The following is a 21,834-nucleotide window of genomic DNA, read 5'->3' on the forward strand; positions in this document are numbered from 1 at the left end:
CATGGGCAAGTTAAAGTGGGTGTCGGTTGCATGGGTTTTTTCCTGTCTTGTAATTCTATCTTCTTGTGCTGTCCACACTCCCACAGCCATTGGGGTGAAAAGCCTTGAGCCGGATCCCCGGCTTGTCCAGGGACGGCTTGCCAATGGCCTTACCTACCTGTTGCTCAAGAATTCAACCCCTGAAAACAGGGTGAGCATGCATCTTGATGTTCAGGCAGGTTCCATGAATGAAACCGATGCGGAAAGGGGGGTTGCCCACTATCTTGAGCACATGCTCTTTAATGGATCAACCCATTTCAAGCCCGACGAGCTGATCGAGTATTTCCAGTCCATTGGCATGCGTTTTGGCGCTGATGCCAATGCCCATACAGGATTTTTTGAAACAGTTTATGATGTTTTTCTTCCCTCTGGAGATCGGGCGTCCTTGGATAGCGGGTTTCTGGTTCTTGACGATTTTGCCCAGGGAGCACTGCTGCTAGAGTCTGAAGTTGAACGGGAGAGGGGGGTTATTCTTGCCGAAAAAAGGGAGCGGGATTCTGTCTCCTATCGCACCTTTGAAGCGACCCTGGACTTTGAACTTCCCGGATCCAGGCTGCCGCAACGCCTTCCCATCGGCACGGATGAGGTCATCAATAATGCAGACCATGGGTTACTTAAAGGGTATTACGACACCTGGTATAGGCCCGAAAATATGGTGCTTGTGGTGGTGGGGGATTTTAATATAGCGGCGGTTGAGTCCCTCATAAAACAGCGTTTCTCAACGATGAAATCCAGGGCGCCCCAGCGGCTGTTGCCAGAAGACACCTGGGATGGGGGCACCCGGGACCGGGCGTTCTACCATTATGAGCCGGAATCGGGAAATACCACTGTTACCATTGAAAAGGTACGAAAAGTTCCCTTTAAGATGGACACACCAACGGCGTTTAAAAAAAGGGCGATCCTGGATCTTGCCGAAGCTGCGGTTGAAAACAGGCTGTCCAGACTTGTACGGCAAAAAGGGGTCCCCTTTTCCGATGCCGGCATCTATTCGGGTGATTTTTTCCAGGGGGTTCATTTTTCTGCCATTGCGGCTGAATCTGACACCGGGGAATGGCAAGAGAGTCTTGGTCTCCTTGAAACCACCCTGCGCAGTGCCCTTGAATTCGGGTTTTCAGAGCAGGAACTGGCCCGGGTTAAAGCTGATTTTATCCAGACCCTCGCCACGGAAGTCAAAGAGGCAGGAACCCGAAAGAGTGGCGACCTTGCAAATGAAATAATTAATCAGGTTAATCATAAACGCATATTTCAATCTCCAGGTCAGCGGTATGACCTTCTGAAGGATTTTGTTGACGCTTTGACGGTTGATGATCTGGTAAAGACCTTTAGGGAAGAATGGGAAAAAGGTCCCTGGCTGGTCCTTGTTACGGGGAATGCAGCCATTGAATCCTCCGTCCCGCAATTGGCTGAAGATTTAATTTTACAGGCCTTTCAAAAAAGCCGCGCCCAGAAGGTATCCCCTCCAAAGGTGCACGAAGAAATCGGTTTCCCCTATCTTTCGAAACCCGTTACCCAGGGGGTGATCAAGGCTGAAAAAACAGTTGAGCCCCTGGATGTCAAGGTGGTTGAATTTGAAAATCAGGTCCGCTTGAGTCTCAAGCCGACAAAATTTAAAAAAGGGGAATTTCTCTTTAAGGCAGGTTTTGGTCAGGGCAGAAAGGGGGAGCCTGAAACCCTTGCGGGTATTGCCCTTTTGGCGACAAGTGTCGTCAATGAGAGCGGGTTTGGCGGGATTGATAAAGATCAGCTTGAAGCGGCCCTGGCAGGCAGGAATGTCACTGTTCATCTTGATGCGGATCAGGGGCGATTTTTCATCACGGGTTCTGCCGGTCCAGAGGAGTCTGAGCTGGTATTCCAGCTGATCAGGAACTATTTCCTTGATCCGGGATTCAGGCCTGAGGCCCTTGCGCTTGCAAAAGATCGGTATCGGCAGATGTACCACGAGGCCCTGGGAACGCCGGAGGGGGTCATGGCTTTTACCGGGGAACGGTTTCTGGCGGGTGGTGATTCGAGATTTGGTCTTCCGCTGATTTCCGATATTGAAAAGATTACCCTGGCGGATATTCAATCCTGGATGGTCTCCTGCTTTAGCAGTAGCAGCTTGGATGTGTCGGTGGTGGGTGATTTCAACCCCGATCAGGTCCTTAGTCAGGCTGCAACCTACCTGGGAACCCTTCCCAAAAGAAAAGATATAGACATGGAACAGAGTCGGCCTGATCCAGAATTTCCAGCGGGGAAAAGGCTGGAATTGACCGTGGATACAACGCTTGAAAAAGCCCTGGTTCAGCTGGCATTCCCAACGGATGATTTCTGGGATATCTCAAAGGTGAGGCGCTTAAATGTTCTTGCTGCTATCTTTTCCGAAAGACTCAGGCAAAACGTTAGGGAAAAGCTGGGAGCGTCCTATTCACCCTTTGCCTATAACGCCCCTTCCCAAGACCATGACGGATATGGCGTTTTTCGTGCCGTTGTAAATGTTGAGCCAGGTGCTACAGAAATGGTGCTCCAGGAGATTCAGAAACTTGCACACAGCCTTAACGAAAATGGGGTGACTCAAAAAGAGGTGGAACTTTCCCTTAAACCCATAATTACCCACATCAAAGATCTGCAGAGAAATAATGAGTATTGGCTGGAGTCTGTACTTTCCGGGTCTGGGGAACATCCTGAAAAATTAGAGTGGGCAAAGACAATTCTTGATGATTATCAGTCGATTGGGGTCAATCCAATTAATCTGCTTGCAGGTGAGTACTTGAAGACAACCAAAGGGGCTTCGATCATTATTCGTCCCCTTAAATAGGGGTGTTCAACTTATAAGCATGAATACCCTCAGTCTATGCCTGATTTTCCTCGATGGGTTCGATTACATTGTTTCTCAGATAAAAGTCTAAATCAAATAACTGCTTAAACGATAGTTCCGTGAATTTAACTCGCCGTTTCCTTAATTTCATGGAACTGAATGAAGGGTAGTTGGTTATCTCGTAATCTTCAATGGTTTTAAAAGGTAATTCTCCAACATAATATCCAAGACTGCTTAAAAATATGGACCGTTCGGGTTTTTCTTCTGTTTCATCATTGTTATCAATGTATTTGAATGAAAGCCCGCCCATGCTGATATCAATAATCTGCCCAAGCCGCCTGGAATGGGGACTGATGGCAGCGTAAGCCCCTTCTTTGGCTTTGTATCGCTTGTTTTTTCTTCTCTCAACATTTCTTTTTGTGGTGGCCATGTTCAAGTATCCTTTTTTGCACAGCTGTCATGGATATGTAATATCATTAGTTGAAAATATGCAATAAATGTGCCTTCTTTATTGATTGGTTGATTCCTGTTACCTGAAGGGCTTTTTGCGTGATTATACTCCTTGTTTAACCCTTTAATTCTGCAGGGGTATGAATTGATTGCCATATTTTATATGGCATATTTTTCTTATTCTTGAGCTTTTGGGTTATTTTTCCTCAAATTGTTTCAGTTCTCGGTTTTTTCTGACCCGGGCCGGGTCAAATATCCTGCCACTGATGGCAATATAAACCCCATGTGAAAGGGTTTGAGCTGCAGCGATGGCAAATCCCAGATTAAAGGTTGCATCGCTTGATTTAAATCCTGCCGGTTCCATGGCCCCGGTAAGAACAATGGTTTTTCCCTTAACCGCCTTCAGGGCCATGGCTGTATCAACCATGGTATCTGTGCCGTGGGTGACAACGATTCGATCACAATCATCAGTCAGGAGCGCGTCAACAAGACGTTTTCTGTCTGCGTCAGTCATGTCCAGGGAATCTTTTTTTGCCAGGGATTTTATGCTGTATTCAAAGTTGACCCGGGCTTCCTTGAGGATTTCCTTTACTCTGGGAGGGCCGACTTCGTAGCGGCTCATGGCGTCAAAATAGACCTTGTCAATGGTTCCGCCAAGGGTGAAGAATTTAATTTTCATCAGGGAGGACCTCTGTATTCTTTCGATCGTTTAAAATTATGCTATAGGTTGAAATTGAAACCCCATGGCTGAAACCTCTGTTGCGTAAAAGGCCCATTACTTTTTTTTTCAAGTCTGAATCGTCAAGATTCCGCCATCTGTCCAGTTTGGATTTGACAGCACGCAACGCTGCATCTTCATCGTCAACATCGGCCAGTGCACTCTCAATAATGGCCTTGTCCACACCTTTTTGTCTGAGTTCATATCCAATGGCAAACCTTGATCTTGGCCGAAACCGCTCACGGCTTTCCACAAACAGGGCAGCAAATTCAGTATCATTGAGAATCCCTTCCTGGGTTAATTTTGCCAGGGTCTCGTCAATGATTTTTGGGTCAAAGCCCTTTTTCTTTAAGTTGTTTCTGGTTTCCATGGTACTTCTTGCCCGGGGGGAAAGGAACCGAACCGCCTGGTTGTATGCTCTGACTGCATCGTTCATTGTCTGTTGGCAGGCCTCCACAGGATGTTTATGCGGGCGCGTTCTGTTTTCGTCTGCATTTCCATGATTTTATGATATGTTCTCGATCTGTTGCCGATTGTTTCAATTTGCGTTATAGATACAATTTTGTCCCCATAAAAGGACTCTTTCTGAAAGGTGACTTCCAGGTGCTCGGGTCTGTTGGCCAGCAAAAACTCCCGGGGAACGGTTTCTACGGCCCATTCAAGGTAGATGGCGTTGTTCACGTGTCCATTGAGATCCAGGTCGTGCATTCTTACCTTAAAGGGTAGTTCAAAATCCACACGGTCAGGTTCTCTGAGTGTTTTAAACGACGGAATATCTTCTGGTGATTCCCCTTCAAGGTAGCGGTCTGGCATGTATCGGCTCAACCGGACAGGTCGGCTGTTCGCTTTTTTGATCATCACCCAGAAGGCCCTAGCAGTAACGATCTCAAGGGCGTTGTGGTCAGTTATTCTAAACTGCCTTAATTCGTAAAGGTTGTTTATGGGGGTTCTCCATGTTTCAATGGCGATCTCGTCCCTCCAGGCCGGGGAGGTTTTTATTTCTATCTGATATCGCACAATGACCCAGGCAAGATTTTCCCGGGCAAGATCAAAACCTGAAACCCCCATATCTGATGCGTGTTCAGATGCCGTGTCCTGGAGAAGATTTAGAATGCTGACGATTTTTAACTCTCCCAGGGAGTCAAGGGTTGAGTAGCCAATCCTGGTTTTGCTGATGTGGGTGGACCGTTTTTCAAGCATAGGTGATTTAACTCTCTGTTGACGTCGGGATATCTACGGTTTCCATCTTTATGACATGATAAGCCGGCGTTTCATAGGGGTGTACCCGGATTAATGTCTCAATTATGTCGCCAACAATATCATTTTTGCAGATCAGTTCAAGTTTATATTCATCTTCCCTGTGTATTTTCCCCGTCTCTCCTGAAAAGGGTGTGCTGTGGGCAAGGGGACGAAATTGTCCTGTACCCCTCGTCTGCCACGCGCAGCAGTCATAATTGCCCAATTGGCCCCCACCTTTTTCAAAAAGTGCCGTTTTGACTTTTTCCAGATGGGATTCGGGTACATAACAGCCTATAAGATACATTTAATCTCCTTTTAATCACATGCCTGGAAGTTTTTCAATCAGCTTGAAGGGTGTTTCAAGAAGTCTCTGCATGGTTCCCACAAGACCCTTGCCCACCTCCGCCGGTGGTAGAAGAAAAACATCCGGATTATCAATGGTGCCCGTTGCCTTCAACGGTATCGAAATTAGCCTTCCCTGGAGGATGTTGCCAAGTACGGGGATTTTTTCGATGAGAATATCAGCTGTCTTAAACGGTGCCACAAGACAGGTTATTTCCAGGCGATTCTTTGCAGGCTCAATCCAGCCGTTGAAGATGATGGTCATGTCCTGACCATCTATGATTACATTCTTTAGAATAATTCGTCCCTGGTTTACATCTGCATCCACGGATAAAGCGCTGTAGGCGAATCCATCCTGGTCGATGTTGGGCAGTTTTCCCTTGAACAGGGTGGAAATGTTGATGACGGAGAGTATCCTGGACAGAAGGGTCAGTTTGTAGATGCGGCCTTTGGGTGAGTTGAGGGTAAAGTTACCTTTGACATTGTCAGCAAGGGAGGATGAGGTTCCTGTTGATTCAAGGTTCGCCCTGAGAGAATACCGGCCGCTGACCAGGCCTTGCTTGCCATGGAGGCATGACAGGGTGGTATCGAGGTCCCCGTCGGTTTCTTCAGTTGCGAAATGGATGTCAACGGTGCCGTCCCGGTCCACAATGGTGCCTGTAAAGTCGATTGTGCAACCTCTGGCCCTAAGAATGGTGATCTCGGTCTTTTTCCTGCCCAGGGTTACCCGGGCTTTTACCTTGTTGAAAAGATGTCCATTGAATTTGAGGGTGTCGGCCTTGAGGATAAAAGGGGGGGGAAAAAAATCTTCAGGCAGTAATTGTTCAGTTGGTTTTTTTTCGGCTGCTTTCATCTTGTCAATATCCAGGAAAGCTATGGAGAGCACAGGGGTATTCTCTGGGTCGGACTCAACCGAAAAATGGTTATTACCGGTCAGGCGGACCAGTGCCTTCAGGGCAGGGCCCTCCGGGTTAAGGATGCCTTCCAGGCTGTGGGTGTCAAGTTGTCCCTCAAAGATGAAACGTCCTTCCCTGTTTAAAAGCCGGGCAACCCGCCTCTCTTTGTCCTTGAGGGTTGCCTGATTGAGCAAAAAACCACCGTCCTTGTTTTCAATGCTTAAAAAGAGGGAAGTTCCTGTTTTAAATCCAAGATCACCGTCAAAGGACAATCCTGACGGCTTTGTCTCTATCACACCCCGGGAGAGGGTAAAAGGCATGGATAACTCGTCAAGGAGGGGTGTCTGGGCCATGGCGGTTATGGGATTGGGAGAATGGATGGTGGCAACCAGTTCTGTGAGGCGTTGGTTGTCAGGAGAAACCATGAACCTGCCCGAGGCGTTGGAAATGCCAGAGGAGGATTCCTTGCCAGCCAGGTTCAGGTTGGCGAACGAGCCGTTGATGGTGTAGGCGAGATTTCGGGGCCTGAGAATCGGCCCATCCAGGTTCACCTGGTCAAGGAGGATCTGCCCCTGTATCGATGCCATGGGTGAGAGTATTGTTTCAATTGGTTTGAATCTGGTGAGCCATTCAAAGAGTTGTGACAGATCAAGCCGGCCTGACCCTGTTGAGATGGTTAGAACAGGGTCCGTGTCAAGGGTTATCCTGCCGTTGATATTGAAAAGAACGCCCAGACTCGATGTCGCGGCCAGGTTGTCGATGAAAATTTCATCGTTCTGAAAGGTGAAGGTCTTGGCCGTGAGTTGAATGTTGCCGGGAATGCGTTCATATTCGCCTCCAAGAACGATACTGTCAGCCTTTACCGATACAGATAGTCCATGGTCTGTGGATTTAAGTCCCAGGGTTCCGTTGGCTGTTCCGCTGATTTTATCACACCGGTCAAGTTCACCTGCCAGCAGGGTCCCGGGTAAAAGCCCCTTTAAGGTTTGGGCGAGACCATTGAGGTCAGTGGAGAGGTCAAATTCACCCTCGAATCCATGATCATTTCCTAGGATATCAACATCAAGGGTACCTCTTTTGACCTTTCCTCCATTTACTTCCCCATGGGTCACATGGGCGGTGAGAATTCCCTTGTTCATGGTTACCCGGCCATTTATTTTTGAAACGGTCAGCTCTGTTTGGGGGATTTTGACAACGCCCGCCTTGACAGCACCGGAGATTACCATTGTCTGGGGGTTGAAAAGGGATTTCAGGCTGTTTGACCTGAACGACACACTGACCTTGGGGGCAAATCCGCCTCTTAATATCCAGAAGAGTTCCTGGCAGATACGGTTTTTGTTGAGAAGGGTAAGGGTTGCCGATCGTGCGGGATCTATTTGTATCTTCTCCCCTGTAAAAGTGATTCCGGCATCGTTTGTCACACGATCATATTCAAAATCAACACCCAGGGTGAGCTCGGGAGAATCAAAATCAGTCGGATCAAAGGATAAGGCCACGTGTTTTTCGGTTACAACGGCCTTTGCTGTTATCTCTTCGCCTGAAATATCCGGTGTGTTTTTCTCTTTTAAATGAATCCTTGGAGAGAGTATGGACATCTCCATGTCAAGCGGATTGGTTTCTGTGACGGAAAATCGGGTTTTGACAAGCGTTGCCGTTATGGTTGAGATCTTTTTACCAGGATCCAGGCCGGAAACAGAAGTTTCATCCATTTTAAAATCTTTGGCAGACAATTCGCCGGAGATTCTTTTTTGTTCAGGGGAAACGACCATGGATCCGTCCATTCGGGCAAAGAAAGGATGTTGAAAATTTTCAACCCTGATTAAAAGGTCATTCTGGGTTGGGGGCAGCATGGAAAAAAACTCAATTGGTGTGGGAAGTTCAGGCATGTGAAGTTGAGACAATGGGGAGTTGTTCTCTTTAGAACCCGTTGATGGAGAGACCTGAATCGTTGTAAAGCAGATTCTGTTAATGTCGATTTTTCCGGTGGCAAGAACCAGGAGCTCAGGATAGACAAGGGTTTTTTCAACAAGGATGTGAACACCCCTGCCGGTATCCACGTCAAGGCCGGTGACCGTCAGACAGGGAAGGGGGAAAAGCGTTAATTCAATCTTTTTCGAGGTTGTCGGGGTGTTGAGTCTCTGGGTAAGAAAGGTTGAGAGTGCCTGTGTTAAATAGGCCGAGTCTCGCATCCAGAAAAAAGCGACTCCCATACCAATGGAAATAATTGCCACGCAAACAACGATAAAAACAAAGATGCATCCAGAAGGTTTTTTGTTAAAGCTCATGGTGACAGTTGGAAGGCTGTACAGCGCCAACCCCAGGGAGAGGCGCTGTACAGTTAAACCTATTCCGTACGGCTGGTGATTTCAACCACATGGAAACCAAAGGTTGTTTTGACGGGGCCATGGGGCTTGCCAACGGCTTCGTTGAATACAACCTTGTCAAACTCAGGAACCATCTGGCCCGGGCCAAATTCACCAAGGTCTCCACCCTGTCGTCCTGAGGGACATTTGGAATGCTTTTTGGCAAGTTCCGCAAAATCGGTTCCATTGTTGATCTGATCGATAAGGTCCTGGCACATTGCTTCAGTGTCTACAAGAATATGGCGCGCGCTGGCTTTTGCCATTTGAATCTCCCTTTAATTTGCATGGTTGCAGGACATCATTTGTCCATTAATCTGGATAAACTAACCAATAATGGACAAAATAGCAAGGTGGAAATCCTGGGTTTGCTTACCACACAAGCCCTTTTTCCTTAGAAAGATCGATGAAATTGACCATGACCTGTTCGGTCTCCTTGAGTAGAAAATCGTTTTCAGGATCAGCATCTTTGGCCCGGGTCTTGTCATCTTCAAGGGTCTTGAGGGGGGGCAGGTTTTGACTGTCCCTAAGCTTGTTTTCAATACCCAGTTCCAAGGCGGTAAAGCGCTCTTTTTCCTGTCGGCGTTTTGTTTCGTTCAGTGACCATTGCTTGATATTATAAATTTGAGAGGCAAGGTCATATTTTTCCTTTAAATAGGTGAATTCAGGGTTGTGCCGTGTGCGTTCTTCATGGGCTTTTTTAAGCTTTTCAATGACAGGGGCAAGATCTTTGCTGGGCTTGAATTGAGCCCGCTGGGAAATGTCCCAGGGCAGGGCGCCCTCAAGGGCACTTTCCCCGGTCTCTTCAGGGTTGTAGAATAAGGGATAGTTTATGTCCGGTGCAACGCCCAGGTCCTGGGTGCTTTTCCCCGATATTCGGTAAAACTTTGCACTGGTCAGTTTAAGCTGTCCACTGTATATGGATTGAAGGGCCTGGACGGTTCCTTTACCGAAACTTCTAGTTCCCACAATGACCCCCCGGTTGTAATCTTTGATGGCCCCGGCAAAGATTTCAGATGCCGAAGCGCTCATGCGGTTGATCATCACCACCAGGGGGCCTGTGTAGGTAATGGACGGATCCGGGTCTGTCAATCGTGACATCGCTCCGTTTCTTCCCTTTATCTGGACGGTGGGGCCGGTTGTGATAAACAGTCCCACAAGCTGATTAACCTCCTGGAGGGAACCGCCGCCGTTGTTTCTCAGATCAATGATGAGCCCGTCAATATTTTCAGATTTTAGTTCATTGATCAATCTTTTCACATCCCGGGTGGTGCTGCGATAGTCCTGTTCTCCTGCCTGGGAGCCCTTAAAATCCTGGTAAAAAACGGGGATTTCAATGGTACCGATGGTGTATGTGCGATTGTTCTCAGTGACAGTGTCCAGGCGCTTTTTGGCAGCCTGTTCCTCAAGCTTGACCCGGTCCCGTATGATGCTGACAATCCTTGCGCTCTGAAGACCTTTTTTTTCCGCCGGTATGATTTTAAGACGGACCGTGGTGTCCTTGGGCCCCCGGATCAGTTTTACCACTTCGTCTATTCTCCAGCCTACAACGTCCTGGATCTCCCCGATGGCGTCCTGGCCCACGCCAATGATTTTGTCCCCAGGCATGAGTTGGTGTGATTTGTCTGCCGGTCCTGCGGTTATGAGGCTCACCACCTTGGTGTACTCGTACTCATTCTGGAGTACCGCACCAATCCCTTCCAGACTGAGACTCATCTGAATATCAAAATCTTCGGACAATCTTGGGGGAAAATATTGGGTGTGGGGGTCAAAACTCATGGTAACGGCGTTTATGAACGTTCTGAAGCAGTCGGTTGAATTGGTCTGGTCAAGCCGGTTAAGCCTGCTGGTATAGCGCTTGGTCAATGTCTCTGTGATGGCATCATCGGTTTCGTTGTCAAGTTTCAGGGTCAAAACGGCGTTTATAAATTCTTTTTTCCAGAGATGCTCAAGTGCCTTCCTGTCAGCAGGCCATGGCATCTCCTTGCGGACAAGGTCAATGGTCTCCTGTGAGTCAAGGTCAAGGGCGGTTTTCCAGGTCTCGGAAAGGGTGGTAAAGTAGACAAGCCTTTGTCTGGATTTTTCAATGAACAGGTTGAATATGGCGTAGGCCGGGGTGAGATCTCCCTTTTTCAGGGCGTTGTCAAATCGGTAGCGCAGGGGCTCAAATCGGTCGAGATCCTTCTGGACGAACAGGTTCCTTCCCGGATCAAGCATGGTGAAATATCGGTCAAATATCAGCGAGGAAACGGTGTTGTTGAGGCGCTGCCCTGCGTAGTGATTTCGTTCAAGAGATCTTACGATGGCAACGGCTGTGGCCTGGTCCTCGACGGTGAAGGCAAGCTCTTCAGCGTTTGCCAGCCCTTTGTTTGCCTGAGCTTGCGGGGTAAAAAACAACAGAAGTGCTGCAACCAGGGCCAGAAAAGAATAAAGCGTGTGACGGTTCATTAAATGTTCTCCAATGTCTCCAGGGGGTGGGCCGTGGTCGAGGGGAAGTTAATTTCAGGGGTTTCAAGACTTATTCGACCGATTTTTCCTGCCCTCAGTTCCCGGATAAAAATTTCGGCCGCCTTCTGGTAATCAACCGCACCTTGTTTTCTCAGGCACCCCCTTTTGGCCGCAATGGCCTCGAGCAGGGCGATACCCTCCCGGGGCAGCGGGGGGGACAGTCTGTAGCGTCGGGATACAAGATCCGGATAGGTTTCCATGAGAAGCGCTCCGGTAAAACAGGCGATCTCGGTATAGTCAATGGCAATGTCGGAAATGGCACCCATGGCTGCCAGGCGATAGGTCTGTTCCTTTTCATCCATCACCGGCCAGAGTATGCCCGGGGTGTCGTAAATATCAACCGCATTTTTCAGCTCGGTCCGCTGCTGTTGGCGGGTGATGGCAGGGACATTGCCCGTTCGGGCAACTTTTTTACCGGCAAGGGTGTTGATGATGGTGGATTTTCCCGTATTGGGAATGCCCACAACCATGACCCTCACCCGTCTTGCCTTTCCTTTTGTGACCTTTGTGAGGCACAGATCGGCCGCCCGCCAGGTCTCATTACTCTGGGTGCCTGTGAGGGCAATGGCGGTAGTGGCAGTTGTTTGGTTAAAATGGTCGAGCCACAACTGTGTTGTTTCAGGGTCTGCAAGGTCGTTTTTGTTGAGGATCTTCAGACGCAGGGTATTTTTGCAGATCGTGTCAAGAAGGGGGTTGCTGCTGGACACGGGGATTCTTGCATCAAGAATTTCCATGACCACGTCAGCCTTTGCAACCGCCTTTATCAAGAGTTCTTTGGTCTCTCTCATATGTCCCGGGAACCACTGGATATCCATTTTTCGCTTAAATTCTCCCCTTGTTACTGGTGGACCTGTTTTTGATGGACCGGATCTCTTGTTCCAGGCGTTTGATTTTCATTGTGTCGGTTTCTGCTACAGTCTCTTGAGCCGTGGGTGTACAGATCGTTTCCCCGGGCTTTTTATTGGGTTGGGGCAGTTTTTTGTCTATTCCTGGATCTGGAAGGGCCTGGGGTTTTTCGTTTTCGTCGCCACCATGGTCGTCGGCGGTCAGGTAGAGAAATGTGAAGAGAATGCCGCCAACCATACTGCCAGCAAAACCGCCAGCAAAACAATAGACCATAATTTTCAAGACAGGATAACCCAGGATGTAGCCCCAGGTTGCTCCGAAAAGGGCCCCGAAGATCAACAGGGCTGTTGCTAAAATATACATGTTGGCAGATATACCACAATTTTAACTAACTATAAACGGCAAAAGAGTTGCAGATTCGGAATCCTCGTTTATTTATTTGTTTCTCAATTTTCAGCTACGGACACCGACTGACGTTCCATGCTGACCTCCACAATTTGAATTGCGTGGTGGATGGGTTCTACTTGACTTCGACAGGGCGATTTGAGATCATGCCCTGGGTAATTCTTTAATCGGTTTTCAGGAGCTGTATCCCCCATGTGTGATTCTGTTTCAACCCCCAGGTTTACCGTCTTTTTTGTTGTTCTGTGTCTTTTTTTTGCTGGCCCGTCCCAGGCTGTCAGTCCAGAATCTCCCGAAGGTTCCATTCCTTCCCTTGTGGAGAGTGTCCGGTTTTCCCAGCCTCTTTTCTTTTGCGATGACAAGCTTCCCCTGGACGTTTTTGATGTGAGAGAACGCCTTGAAAAAGAGTTTCTCATTGCCCTCTGGGATCGCCCCCAGGTGATACTGTGGCTCAAGCGGGCCTCACGCTATTTTCCCCACATTGAATCGGTGCTGAAACAAGAGGGACTTCCAGACGACATTAAGTATCTTGCAGTTATTGAAAGTGGTTTAAGGCCCCATGCCGGTTCGTCCATGGGCGCCATTGGATTCTGGCAGTTTTTGAGATCAACCGGCAGAAACCATGGCCTCAGGGTCGACACAGACGTGGACGAACGAAGAAATATATATACCTCCACAACTGCTGCCTGCCAGTATCTTAAAAATCTGAAAGAGAGGTTTGGCTCCTGGTCCCTTGCCGCCGCCGCCTATAACATGGGGGAAAACGGCCTTGCGTCCGAGATAAAGACACAGGGGCCCCTTGATTACTACTCCCTCTATCTTCCCCTGGAGACCCAGCGGTATGTGTTTAAGATCGTTGCTGCCAAGGAGATCCTGAAACATCCTGAACGTTACGGATTTAATCTCATCGCTTCGGATTATTATCCGGAGATGACCTTTGACAGGGTTGAGTTAACCGCTGGGTCCGAGGTTCCTGTTGCAGTTGTTGCCCGGGCGGCCCAGACGACGTTCAAGAATATCAAGGATCTCAATCCAGAAATCCGTGGCGATTATGTCGCAATGGGGAAGCGTTCGATCCTGATTCCAAAAGGCGGGGCAAAGGGGTTTGATGGGCGGTTTGCACGGCTTTTTAAAACATGGAAAATGAGTAATGGTACAGGCGTCCATGTGGTGAAAAAGGGAGAGAACCTGAGCGCCATTGCACAACGGTATCAGATGTCCCTTGGGATGCTTTTGCGGTTGAACAGGCTGAATCTCAAGAGTGCCATTCATCCTGGAGACCGGCTCAAGGTGGATTCCAAACTATAGCTGGCCGGCCGGATGTCACCTAAAGCTTTAAGGCGTCACATATTTGCCGGTACGTCGGATTCGGCAGGTTGTTCCTGGGGTTCAGTCACCTTCTGACGTTTTTTTGTGCAGGTTTTGTCTTCCCGGACAATGGCACAGATGTTGGGGTTGTGGAGTTCTTTACAGGTGGCATGGTTGTAGAGCGGACATTCGGGATATTGCTTTGACATTTTTTGCTCCCTTTTTGTGGCTTTTGTAGCTTCAACATGCATTTGCAGTGAACTATAGCTTAAATTTAGCTTTGTTTCAAGGGGCTGGATTTCTGCTCGAGGAATTTGCCGCAGATGCACAGGGATGCCCAGGAGAAAATATAATCAATGAGCCTGGGAACTGAGATTCCCTGGTTGAATCCACCCAGGTGGGGACCGGTGCTCAGGGAAATATTGGCCTTTCCCCGTTCCTGGAGGTTTGCCTTGTCCAAAGCCATGCCACGATCCATGAGAAAGGATATGAACGCATCGTTGTCCATTCTGTCCTGATCCTCGATTCTGAGGATCTCTTCCATATGGTTGTCAACCCCCATTTCATCGATGAGGGAGTTCAGCAGATCTTTTGAAGGTGGGGGAAGATCTGGAGGCGCATCAACGCCGGTAAAGCCTGAATAGTAACGGTTCATGGCGCAGGTGATCGCCTGATTGAACATGGCAAGGTCAAAGAGTTCCCTTGCATCCACAGGATTGCCAAGGGCGTCGTTGCCGCGTTTGGCCGGTAAACTGTTTCTGAAAAAACTGCCGGCTACGAGGATGAGGCTTAAAAGGTGGGACCCGATGTGATGGTGCAGGTGTCTGGGGTTCTGAACAAAGGCGAAGTGCTCAAAATCCCTTAACCCGGATACGGCAAAGTTGGGGTGACGACAGCTTTCAAGCCAGCGGTCAAGTCTGCCGCTTCTTTCCCACTGGTAAACCCCACCGTCTTCCCTGCGACCCTGCTGCACTCGGTTGTGGAACAGGGGGATAACCGCCGTATGAACAATCCCCATGGCGGCAGTTCGGCCGAGAAGCTCTGCATTGTGGCCAAGTACCCGGGGCAGATCAATTGGTGCTCCATGGTCAAGGGGTTCGTTGGGGTAATCGTAGTAGTTGCTGGCAGCACAAAAGGCAATGGCCAGTTGCTCAGGGTGAACCTTGTCGGGAATAACAACGGTATTTGGGATTTCAATGATCCTGAAGAGGCAGACTTCCTTGTCCTTGATCGGTCGTGGAATGTCAAAATCTGCGAAATCAAAGTGTTCATGGATTTTAAAAAAATCCATCCATCCGGTTTCAACTGCCAGATTTCGAGGGTCTTCAAGGGGAGTAAGAAACTTGATAACACCGATACGACCGGTCTGGGTGGGTGCGGTCAGGCTTCTTCCCCGCCATGTGAAGGGTGCCTGTCCGGCAATACCAAGGGCATTGGTGATCCATTCAAACGATCGTGAGCTCACCACGGTTTTTCCCGGGTCTGGGGGGGTGACGGGTTTTACGGCAAGGGGGAGATTGCCCAATGCCTCTCCCACGGCCCTGTGTCTGTGGCCTGTGCTGGAAACCAGGATCTGCTGAAGTTCCGGGATAATGCGTTCACCCGGCCCTTTGGGGGTTGTGACAAGAATGGTTATCAGGGTTTCGGCGGTTTCCCGGAAAAGGAAAAGGGCCTGTTTCTGGGTGTCAAATTTTTTTGACTGGATGAGAAAAATCAGCGCGTTAACAGTTTTGTCGGTCACGCTTGCAGCGGATCGAACAAGCCGTTCACCAATGGCTTTTACAGCCATGTACGCTGCCGGAAAGTCAAGTTCCTGGTTGAGCAGCCTATATTCAATACTTTCTGGGACATTTTCCCCTGCCCGGGTTGGGATCGTCATGGGGGCGGTATCTACTGCAGCAGATCTTTTTCAGAGATGCTCTCTGATGTTTTGGGTTGTTTCGGGGGTGCTGACTTCCCGGGGGAGACTTGAGCCTGGGATTTTAATATTTCTTCCTGATACTGTTGTTTGATCCGGGCAAGTTCCCTGTCCAGCGTCTTTCGGTCAATGGTTGTCTGTTCAAGGGTGTTCGCCTTTATCTTGACCAGGCCGAGCTCTTTTTGCAGATAGGCCATGGTCTTCTCCTTGTCGGCAATCTGGGCGGCAATCTGGGCGACAAGGGCAGCAGATCCAGACTTCCCCTCCTGGATGGCGGCCGTCATTTCCTGAATGGCTGTATCAAGTTCAGCCGTTTGTTTCCCAAGACTCTTTTCAAGTTCAGCCGTTTTTGCAATGATTTCAGCCACCCTGCTCTCCGTGGCGGTCAGGGCTTTTTTCAGTTCATTTTCAAGGGTCTTAGACGTGGCTGACTCCCGATCTGACAGACTTTTTTCCAACCGGGCAAGGTCGACCTTAACCTCGCTTTTTTCCGCCTTGGCCGTTGCAAGTTTAGCCATTCCTGACTCAAGATCCTTGAGGGTGGTTTCAAGCTGGTGTTGAATCTTTGCCATGTCCACGGTCATGGCGTTTATTTTGGCCCCCAGGGTTTCGGCAACATCCTGAACCTCGTTCTGTCCAGTGTCATGGACATCCACCATCCTGTCCTTGATGTCCATATAGGCAAACCAGACAATGGCACCGATGAGACAGGGAATTATGACGGAAATAATGGTGATTCTGTTGCCGAGCTTTTCGATCTTGAGTTCATTGAGCTCCTGACGAAAGGCTGCCGCCGACATTTCGTCATTATCCGGCCCATGACCGCCAATGGTGAAATCGTCCGGTTCTCCGGGGCTGGTGCTCATCTGTCTATTCCCACTCAATGGTTCCGGGGGGTTTGGAGGTGATGTCAAATACCACCCTGTTGACCCCGTCCACCTCGTTGATGATCCGATTGGACACGGTGGCAAGCAACTCATGGGGAAGCCTTGCCCAGTCAGCAGTCATGGCATCTTTGCTCGTGACAGCCCGGATGGCGATGCAGCTGTCGTAGGTCCGCTTGTCTCCCATGACGCCCACGCTCTTGATGGGCAAAAGGACTGCAAAGGATTGCCATAGTTTTCGATAGAGACCCGCAGCCCGGATTTCTTCAAGGAGAAGGGTATCGGCTGCCTTCAGGATGGACAGCCTTTTTTCACTGACAGCGCCCATGATGCGGATGGCAAGTCCTGGGCCCGGGAAGGGCTGGCGCCATACCAGATTTTCGTTGAGTCCCAGCTCCAGCCCAAGCTTTCTCACCTCGTCCTTAAAGAGAAATTGAAGGGGCTCGACCAGCTTGAGTTTCATCTTTTCAGGCAGGCCGCCCACATTGTGGTGGGATTTAATGATGGATGTGGGCCCGCCAAAGGCTGATTTGGATTCGATGATGTCCGGGTAGAGTGTTCCCTGGCCCAGGAATTCGGCCCCATCGATTTTTTTGGCCTCATCTTCAAACACGTCAATAAAGAGGTTTCCAATGATCTTTCTTTTCTTTTCAGGGTCTTCCACACCAGCCAGCTGGTCCAGAAACAGTCGCCTTGCATCCACAAACCGGATATTCATGTCAAGGTGGGTGGTGAGGCTTTTTTCAAGATTCGTCCGCTCGTTGTTTCTTAAAAGTCCGTTGTCCACAAAGATGCAATACAGGTTTTTGCCAATGGCCCTGTGGATGAGAAGGGCTGCAACCGACGAGTCCACCCCGCCGGAAAGTCCCATGATCACCTTTTTATCCCCGACAGCCTCCTTGATCTGCTCGACGGCACCGGTAACAAAGGAGCTCATGGTCCAGCTTTTTTCACAGTGGCAGACGTTGAACAGGAAGTTTTTGAGCATTTCAAACCCGCCCAGGGTATGCTCGACCTCGGGATGGAACTGAAGGCCGTAAAAGTGGTTTTTATTGTCGGCCATGGCTGCTATTTCTGTATTTTTGGTCGAGGCCGTCACGGTAAATCCTGCGGGCAGGCGGTTGGTTGAATCACCGTGGCTCATCCATACCTGGGTGCTTTTTTCAAGCCCTGTGAACAGGGGAGCGTGGTCTTTGATGGTCAGGTCTGCAAAGCCGTATTCGCGTTTGTCTGAACGTTCAATGGAGCCACCAAGGGCGTTGACCATGAACTGCATGCCGTAGCAGATGCCGAGGATTGGGACGTTGAGGTTGAAGATTTCCGTATCCACCTTTGGGCTGTCGTCCTCGTAGATGCTCGAAGGCCCCCCTGAAAGAATGATTCCCTCGGGGTTGAGGGCCTTGATTCTTTCAATGTCGATCCCGGCAGGCTCCACCTGGCAGTAGATTTCGTTTTCCCTTACCCTTCGGGCAATGAGCTGGTTGAACTGTGAACCAAAATCAATAATGAGTATCATTTTATGTCCTGGAGATATGAGGTTGTTTTTTTTGAAATTAAAGAAGTTATTTTACGTGTAATTCACCCTAAAAAGCAAGCGGTTTTTTAAATGAAGATTGCCTAATTCTCCTGAATATGATTTATTAGATTGATGAATTACCACTGGTTTTAAAATCAAAAAGCAATGAAAATAGGAGTATTATATGTATGACGCAAGTGATTTGAGAAAGGGCCTTAAATTTGAGATTGACGGGGATCCATTTGTGATTGTGGACTTTCAGTTCAAGAAACCGGGCAAGGGCCAGGCGCTTTACAAGTGCAAGCTGAGAAACATGATCTCCGGTGCCCAGTTTGAGCGGACGTTTCGGTCTGGTGATAAATTTAACGAAGCCTCACTTGAGGAACATGATATGGAGTACCTATATTCCGAGGGCGGCAATTTCTGCTTCATGAATTCTGTCTCCTTTGAGCAGGAGTTCCTTGGAAAGGATCAGGTGGGAGATGCTGTGAACCTTTTAAAGGACAATACCGTTTGTACGGTTCTTTTCTTTAACGGTAAGGCCATAGGTCTAACCCTTCCAAACTTTGTCAATCTGCGCATCGTCCAGTCCGATCCCTGGGCCAAGGGGGATACGGCCACTGGCAGCACCAAACCCGCTACCCTTGAAACCGGGTATGAAATTCAGGTTCCCCCTTTTGTTGATGAGGGGCAGCTGGTCAAAATTGATACCCGAACCTGCGAGTATGTCGAGCGGGTGAACGAGTAAGGGGCAATGAACGATTTTCCAAAGTCGCAGGTTCTCAATCCCTCTAGGAAAACCAGTAGCAGTCTAATCGGAAAGGCAATGGACTATCATCCGGAATCGTCGGTTATCAAGGGCATTCTTGTTGTTGAGCATGACAATGAACTCAGGCAGGGCCTGGTTGAAGCCCTTGGGTCTGGCGGATATGATTGTTGTGGAGCGCCCAGCGTCCGTGGGGCACGCACTCTCCTTTGGTCCGGAGGGATTGATCTTGTTATCTGCGATATTGCTTTGCCGGATATGGATGGCCTTAGGTTCATGGTCTCAGTAAAAGATGAACTGCCGGATCTTGATTTTATCATTATGACATCCCCAGAGGGGGATTACGTGGATTCTGAGATCGTGGATGCCGGCGCCGCAGATTATCTTGCCAAACCCATCAAACCTGATGCCGTCATTGCACGGGTCAGGCGCATTGAACGGGATCGCAGGAAGGTTCTTGACCTGGGACGGACAAACCGTGAGCTTTCCGTTGCCATGGAAGGGCTGAAGGAGAGTTCCCGGGCCAAGGGGGATTTTCTTGCCCGCATGAGCCACGAGATCAGAACCCCCCTGAGCAGTATCATGGGATATACGGATATTTTGTTTGATACCTGCCTCGCCCCTGAACAGACGGATTATGTCACAAATATAAAAAAGAGTTGTGATGTGCTCCTGGGGATTGTTAATGACGTTTTGGATTTTTCCAGGGTGGAGTCGGGTGAAATAGGGCTTGACCCCATTGAGTTCGACCCTGAGGTGCTCTGCTTTGAATGCCTTGAAATGGTGAGAACCCAGGTGGATACGAGCCGTGTTGAACTTCTCTGCCGGATCTGCGATTGTGTCCCGGGCTGTGTCAGGGCCGATCCCAATCGGTTTCGCCAGGTGTTGCTGAACCTGCTTGGCAATGCCGCAAAGTTTACCGTGAATGGGGTGATTGAACTCAGTCTCAAGGTAAAAGAGAAGACAAAGACTGGAATCGTGCTCTGTGCCTCGGTACGTGATACGGGTAGCGGCATTCCCACGGCAGCCCTGGGCGTCATTTTTAAACCTTTCCAGCAGGTGGTTCGGGGTAGAATTGCAAAGGGCCTCAGAGGTATGGGGCTTGGGCTTTCCATCTGCAGGAAAATTGCCCGTCGCATGGGGGGAAATATCACGGTCGAGAGTCGGGAGGGAGAGGGGAGCGTATTTACCTTCTCATCCCGGGTGGAGCCCGTGGAAAAACAGAATATCGTTCAAATTCAACCGGTGAAACCGGCAGGGCTCCGGGTTCTTCTGGTTGTGTCCACCCTGGCATTCGGGGCCATGGTGTCAAGGGAGTTGAAAGCTGCAGGACTGGTCGTCGACCTGGTCCTCAACAGCAGGGATGCCCTGTCTCCCTTTGACGGCACCCACCTTGCCGCCGCCTGTCATGATGTGGGGCTGATCGATCTTAAGGGAGGGGAACATCCCCGGGGGATGGTGGCAAAAATCAGGCGGTTGACGCTTGCCTGTCCTGAACTTCCGCTGATTGCCTGTGCCAATCCAGGACCGGGTGTTGCTGAAATCTTTCAACAGGCGGGTTTTGACGGCTTTCTGCCCAAGCCTGTGCAGCCCAGAAAGCTCGTTGCCATGATCGCCGGTGTGCTTGGCATGACCGTGAATCAGAGCGTCGGCATGGGCAGCCGGGTTACAACGACCAAACTGATCACCACCCACCTTCTGGCCGAACAGGCCAAACGTTCCGCTGCCATTCTTCTTGTTGACGATAATCCCGTGAATCAGCGGATGGCAACGATAATGCTTTCAAAGGCCGGTTATAAAGTCACATCGGCCGATAATGGCCGGCAGACCCTGGAATTGTGCCGGAGTTCGAAGGAGCGTTTTGACCTCATTCTCATGGACATCTTCATGCCGGAGATGGACGGGTTTGAAACGACTCGGCAAATAAGGGCTCTGGAGGGTGACTCAGGGGTCAGGGTTCCCATTGTTGCCTTTACGGCCAATGTGCTGCCCCTTTTTAAGGAGCGTTGTCTTGTAGCTGGGATGGATGACTTTTTAACAAAACCCTTTCGACGCGAGGATATCTTTGCGGCTGTTAAAAAATGGGTTGTTTGATTGCAGTCTGATCAAGGTTTTGATATAAAGCATGTTCTTTGCAATTTGATGTTTTTTACAGTTTGACGAATTACAGCCAGGGGGATGGATGAAAAAAACGATGAAAAGGGGGGTTCGATCTAAAGGGGTTGTGTGGCTCCTTTACCGCCTGGTTCGGGCTTACACCTGTCTGCTTAGAATCAGGGTCGTGAATGAATCCTTGTGGCAGCGTCATATTGACCAGGGCGGTTCGGTTGTCCTGTGCGTCTTTCACCAGCATTTTTTCTCGCTTATCCGCCATTTTAAACGTTACAAACGTTTCAATCCCTGCATCATGATCAGCCAAAGCCGGGACGGTGATATCATTGCACCGGTTGCGCAGCTCACGGGTTGGACTGTGGCCCGGGGCTCTTCGTCCAGGGGCGGCAAGGATGCCATGGAGGATATGATCCAGCGGCTTGAAATGGGGTGCCTTGGGGCAAACCTTGTGGATGGCCCCACCGGCCCCATGGGTAAGGTGAAACCCGGGGTGGTTCGCATGGCCCAGCGTTCGGGTGCCTGGCTTGTGCCCTGTGTGGTAATTCCGGAGTCGGCCTGGTTTTTTCATTCCTGGGACAGGTTCTTTATCCCCAAACCTCTCTCAAGGGTAACCATTAAATATTTGCCCATGGAAACAATTGATGGCAGGGCTACACGGGACGGGTTTGAACAGACCCGCAAGCATGTTGAGACCGCCATGGCGCCCTATCTGTTGAGATAAAAACAATTAAATCGG

Annotated in this window: 19 protein-coding genes; 5 read left to right on the forward strand and 14 right to left on the reverse strand. The window is 49.5% G+C overall.

Annotated elements, in window-relative coordinates; translation table 11 throughout:
- Position 1 precedes the first annotated feature (1 nt).
- Positions 2 to 2,833, forward strand: coding sequence for a M16 family metallopeptidase (locus HRM2_RS09335; RefSeq protein ID WP_015903759.1), 2,832 nt, complete (start codon positions 2 to 4; stop codon positions 2,831 to 2,833).
- Between the two features lie 34 nt (positions 2,834 to 2,867).
- On the opposite strand, the gene HRM2_RS09340 is transcribed toward HRM2_RS09335, so the two are convergent.
- The 10 genes from HRM2_RS09340 to HRM2_RS09385 form a co-directional block, all read right to left on the reverse strand.
- Entirely contained in the window at positions 2,868 to 3,263 is a 396-nt protein-coding gene (locus tag HRM2_RS09340; RefSeq protein ID WP_015903760.1) for a PilZ domain-containing protein, read from the reverse strand.
- A gap of 216 nt (positions 3,264 to 3,479) precedes the next feature.
- On the reverse strand, positions 3,480 to 3,962 hold the full coding sequence (locus HRM2_RS09345) for an asparaginase domain-containing protein (RefSeq protein ID WP_015903761.1): 483 nt from the start codon (positions 3,960 to 3,962) through the stop codon (positions 3,480 to 3,482).
- On the reverse strand, positions 3,952 to 4,437 hold the full coding sequence (locus HRM2_RS09350) for a regulatory protein RecX (protein WP_015903762.1): 486 nt from the start codon (positions 4,435 to 4,437) through the stop codon (positions 3,952 to 3,954). Before HRM2_RS09350 ends, HRM2_RS09345 begins: the two co-directional genes overlap by 11 nt.
- Positions 4,434 to 5,201 carry an acyl-[acyl-carrier-protein] thioesterase gene (locus HRM2_RS25125; protein ID WP_015903763.1) on the reverse strand — a complete coding sequence of 256 codons (768 nt, stop codon included), beginning with the start codon at positions 5,199 to 5,201 and terminating at the stop codon, positions 4,434 to 4,436. The genes HRM2_RS09350 and HRM2_RS25125 overlap by 4 nt, the downstream gene beginning before the upstream one ends.
- Before the next feature lie 7 nt (positions 5,202 to 5,208).
- A complete protein-coding gene (locus tag HRM2_RS09360; RefSeq protein WP_015903764.1) occupies positions 5,209 to 5,544 on the reverse strand; it encodes a hypothetical protein in 336 nt (111 codons plus the stop codon).
- Between the two features lie 15 nt (positions 5,545 to 5,559).
- Positions 5,560 to 8,763 (reverse strand): AsmA-like C-terminal domain-containing protein, encoded by a 3,204-nt coding sequence (locus HRM2_RS09365; protein ID WP_041273176.1) that lies wholly within the window; start codon positions 8,761 to 8,763, stop codon positions 5,560 to 5,562.
- Positions 8,764 to 8,822: 59 nt separating this feature from the next.
- Positions 8,823 to 9,104: a peptidylprolyl isomerase gene (locus tag HRM2_RS09370; protein ID WP_015903766.1), complete on the reverse strand. Its 282-nt coding sequence runs from the start codon at positions 9,102 to 9,104 to the stop codon at positions 8,823 to 8,825.
- A 106-nt stretch (positions 9,105 to 9,210) separates the two neighbouring features.
- Positions 9,211 to 11,286 carry a carboxy terminal-processing peptidase gene (locus HRM2_RS09375; RefSeq protein WP_015903767.1) on the reverse strand — a complete coding sequence of 692 codons (2,076 nt, stop codon included), beginning with the start codon at positions 11,284 to 11,286 and terminating at the stop codon, positions 9,211 to 9,213.
- On the reverse strand, positions 11,286 to 12,161 hold the full coding sequence (ylqF, locus tag HRM2_RS09380) for a ribosome biogenesis GTPase YlqF (protein WP_015903768.1): 876 nt from the start codon (positions 12,159 to 12,161) through the stop codon (positions 11,286 to 11,288). The genes HRM2_RS09375 and ylqF overlap by 1 nt, the downstream gene beginning before the upstream one ends.
- 7 nt (positions 12,162 to 12,168) lie before the next feature.
- On the reverse strand, positions 12,169 to 12,555 hold the full coding sequence (locus tag HRM2_RS09385) for a hypothetical protein (RefSeq protein WP_015903769.1): 387 nt from the start codon (positions 12,553 to 12,555) through the stop codon (positions 12,169 to 12,171).
- Positions 12,556 to 12,789: 234 nt separating this feature from the next.
- Here HRM2_RS09385 and HRM2_RS09390 point away from each other — a divergent pair, with 234 nt between their 5' ends.
- Positions 12,790 to 13,902 (forward strand): transglycosylase SLT domain-containing protein, encoded by a 1,113-nt coding sequence (locus HRM2_RS09390; protein ID WP_015903770.1) that lies wholly within the window; start codon positions 12,790 to 12,792, stop codon positions 13,900 to 13,902.
- Between the two features lie 35 nt (positions 13,903 to 13,937).
- On the opposite strand, the gene HRM2_RS27020 is transcribed toward HRM2_RS09390, so the two are convergent.
- The 4 genes from HRM2_RS27020 to guaA form a co-directional block, all read right to left on the reverse strand.
- Entirely contained in the window at positions 13,938 to 14,111 is a 174-nt protein-coding gene (locus HRM2_RS27020; RefSeq protein WP_015903771.1) for a hypothetical protein, read from the reverse strand.
- A 65-nt stretch (positions 14,112 to 14,176) separates the two neighbouring features.
- A complete protein-coding gene (locus HRM2_RS09395; RefSeq protein ID WP_015903772.1) occupies positions 14,177 to 15,781 on the reverse strand; it encodes a SidJ-related pseudokinase in 1,605 nt (534 codons plus the stop codon).
- 11 nt (positions 15,782 to 15,792) lie between these two features.
- On the reverse strand, positions 15,793 to 16,686 hold the full coding sequence (locus HRM2_RS09400; protein ID WP_015903773.1) for a GumC domain-containing protein: 894 nt from the start codon (positions 16,684 to 16,686) through the stop codon (positions 15,793 to 15,795).
- A gap of 4 nt (positions 16,687 to 16,690) precedes the next feature.
- The gene (gene guaA / locus HRM2_RS09405) at positions 16,691 to 18,220 is read right to left on the reverse strand and encodes a glutamine-hydrolyzing GMP synthase (protein WP_015903774.1); all 1,530 of its coding nucleotides are present in this window, start codon (positions 18,218 to 18,220) and stop codon (positions 16,691 to 16,693) included.
- 184 nt (positions 18,221 to 18,404) lie between these two features.
- On the opposite strand from guaA, the gene efp reads away from it, so the two are divergent.
- From efp to HRM2_RS09420, 3 genes are all read left to right on the forward strand, one after another.
- Entirely contained in the window at positions 18,405 to 18,968 is a 564-nt protein-coding gene (gene efp, locus HRM2_RS09410) for an elongation factor P (protein ID WP_015903775.1), read from the forward strand.
- A gap of 78 nt (positions 18,969 to 19,046) precedes the next feature.
- Positions 19,047 to 21,080, forward strand: coding sequence for a response regulator (locus tag HRM2_RS09415; RefSeq protein ID WP_041273178.1), 2,034 nt, complete (start codon positions 19,047 to 19,049; stop codon positions 21,078 to 21,080).
- An 88-nt stretch (positions 21,081 to 21,168) separates the two neighbouring features.
- Positions 21,169 to 21,819, forward strand: coding sequence for a lysophospholipid acyltransferase family protein (locus tag HRM2_RS09420; protein ID WP_015903777.1), 651 nt, complete (start codon positions 21,169 to 21,171; stop codon positions 21,817 to 21,819).
- Positions 21,820 to 21,834: the final 15 nt, after the last annotated feature.

The sequence above is a fragment of the Desulforapulum autotrophicum HRM2 genome (assembly GCF_000020365.1).
Classification (GTDB): Bacteria; Desulfobacterota; Desulfobacteria; order Desulfobacterales; family Desulfobacteraceae; genus Desulforapulum; species Desulforapulum autotrophicum.

Coding starts and splice junctions, on each gene's coding strand:
- HRM2_RS09335 (WP_015903759.1), top strand. CDS start 2: ATGGGCAAGTTAAAGTGGGTGTCGGTTGCATGGGTTTTTTCCTGTCTT.
- HRM2_RS09340 (WP_015903760.1), bottom strand. CDS start 3,263: ATGGCCACCACAAAAAGAAATGTTGAGAGAAGAAAAAACAAGCGATAC.
- HRM2_RS09345 (WP_015903761.1), bottom strand. CDS start 3,962: ATGAAAATTAAATTCTTCACCCTTGGCGGAACCATTGACAAGGTCTAT.
- HRM2_RS09350 (WP_015903762.1), bottom strand. CDS start 4,437: ATGAACGATGCAGTCAGAGCATACAACCAGGCGGTTCGGTTCCTTTCC.
- HRM2_RS25125 (WP_015903763.1), bottom strand. CDS start 5,201: ATGCTTGAAAAACGGTCCACCCACATCAGCAAAACCAGGATTGGCTAC.
- HRM2_RS09360 (WP_015903764.1), bottom strand. CDS start 5,544: ATGTATCTTATAGGCTGTTATGTACCCGAATCCCATCTGGAAAAAGTC.
- HRM2_RS09365 (WP_041273176.1), bottom strand. CDS start 8,763: ATGAGCTTTAACAAAAAACCTTCTGGATGCATCTTTGTTTTTATCGTT.
- HRM2_RS09370 (WP_015903766.1), bottom strand. CDS start 9,104: ATGGCAAAAGCCAGCGCGCGCCATATTCTTGTAGACACTGAAGCAATG.
- HRM2_RS09375 (WP_015903767.1), bottom strand. CDS start 11,286: ATGAACCGTCACACGCTTTATTCTTTTCTGGCCCTGGTTGCAGCACTT.
- ylqF (WP_015903768.1), bottom strand. CDS start 12,161: ATGGATATCCAGTGGTTCCCGGGACATATGAGAGAGACCAAAGAACTC.
- HRM2_RS09385 (WP_015903769.1), bottom strand. CDS start 12,555: ATGTATATTTTAGCAACAGCCCTGTTGATCTTCGGGGCCCTTTTCGGA.
- HRM2_RS09390 (WP_015903770.1), top strand. CDS start 12,790: ATGTGTGATTCTGTTTCAACCCCCAGGTTTACCGTCTTTTTTGTTGTT.
- HRM2_RS27020 (WP_015903771.1), bottom strand. CDS start 14,111: ATGTCAAAGCAATATCCCGAATGTCCGCTCTACAACCATGCCACCTGT.
- HRM2_RS09395 (WP_015903772.1), bottom strand. CDS start 15,781: ATGACGATCCCAACCCGGGCAGGGGAAAATGTCCCAGAAAGTATTGAA.
- HRM2_RS09400 (WP_015903773.1), bottom strand. CDS start 16,686: ATGAGCACCAGCCCCGGAGAACCGGACGATTTCACCATTGGCGGTCAT.
- guaA (WP_015903774.1), bottom strand. CDS start 18,220: ATGATACTCATTATTGATTTTGGTTCACAGTTCAACCAGCTCATTGCC.
- efp (WP_015903775.1), top strand. CDS start 18,405: ATGTATGACGCAAGTGATTTGAGAAAGGGCCTTAAATTTGAGATTGAC.
- HRM2_RS09415 (WP_041273178.1), top strand. CDS start 19,047: ATGGACTATCATCCGGAATCGTCGGTTATCAAGGGCATTCTTGTTGTT.
- HRM2_RS09420 (WP_015903777.1), top strand. CDS start 21,169: ATGAAAAAAACGATGAAAAGGGGGGTTCGATCTAAAGGGGTTGTGTGG.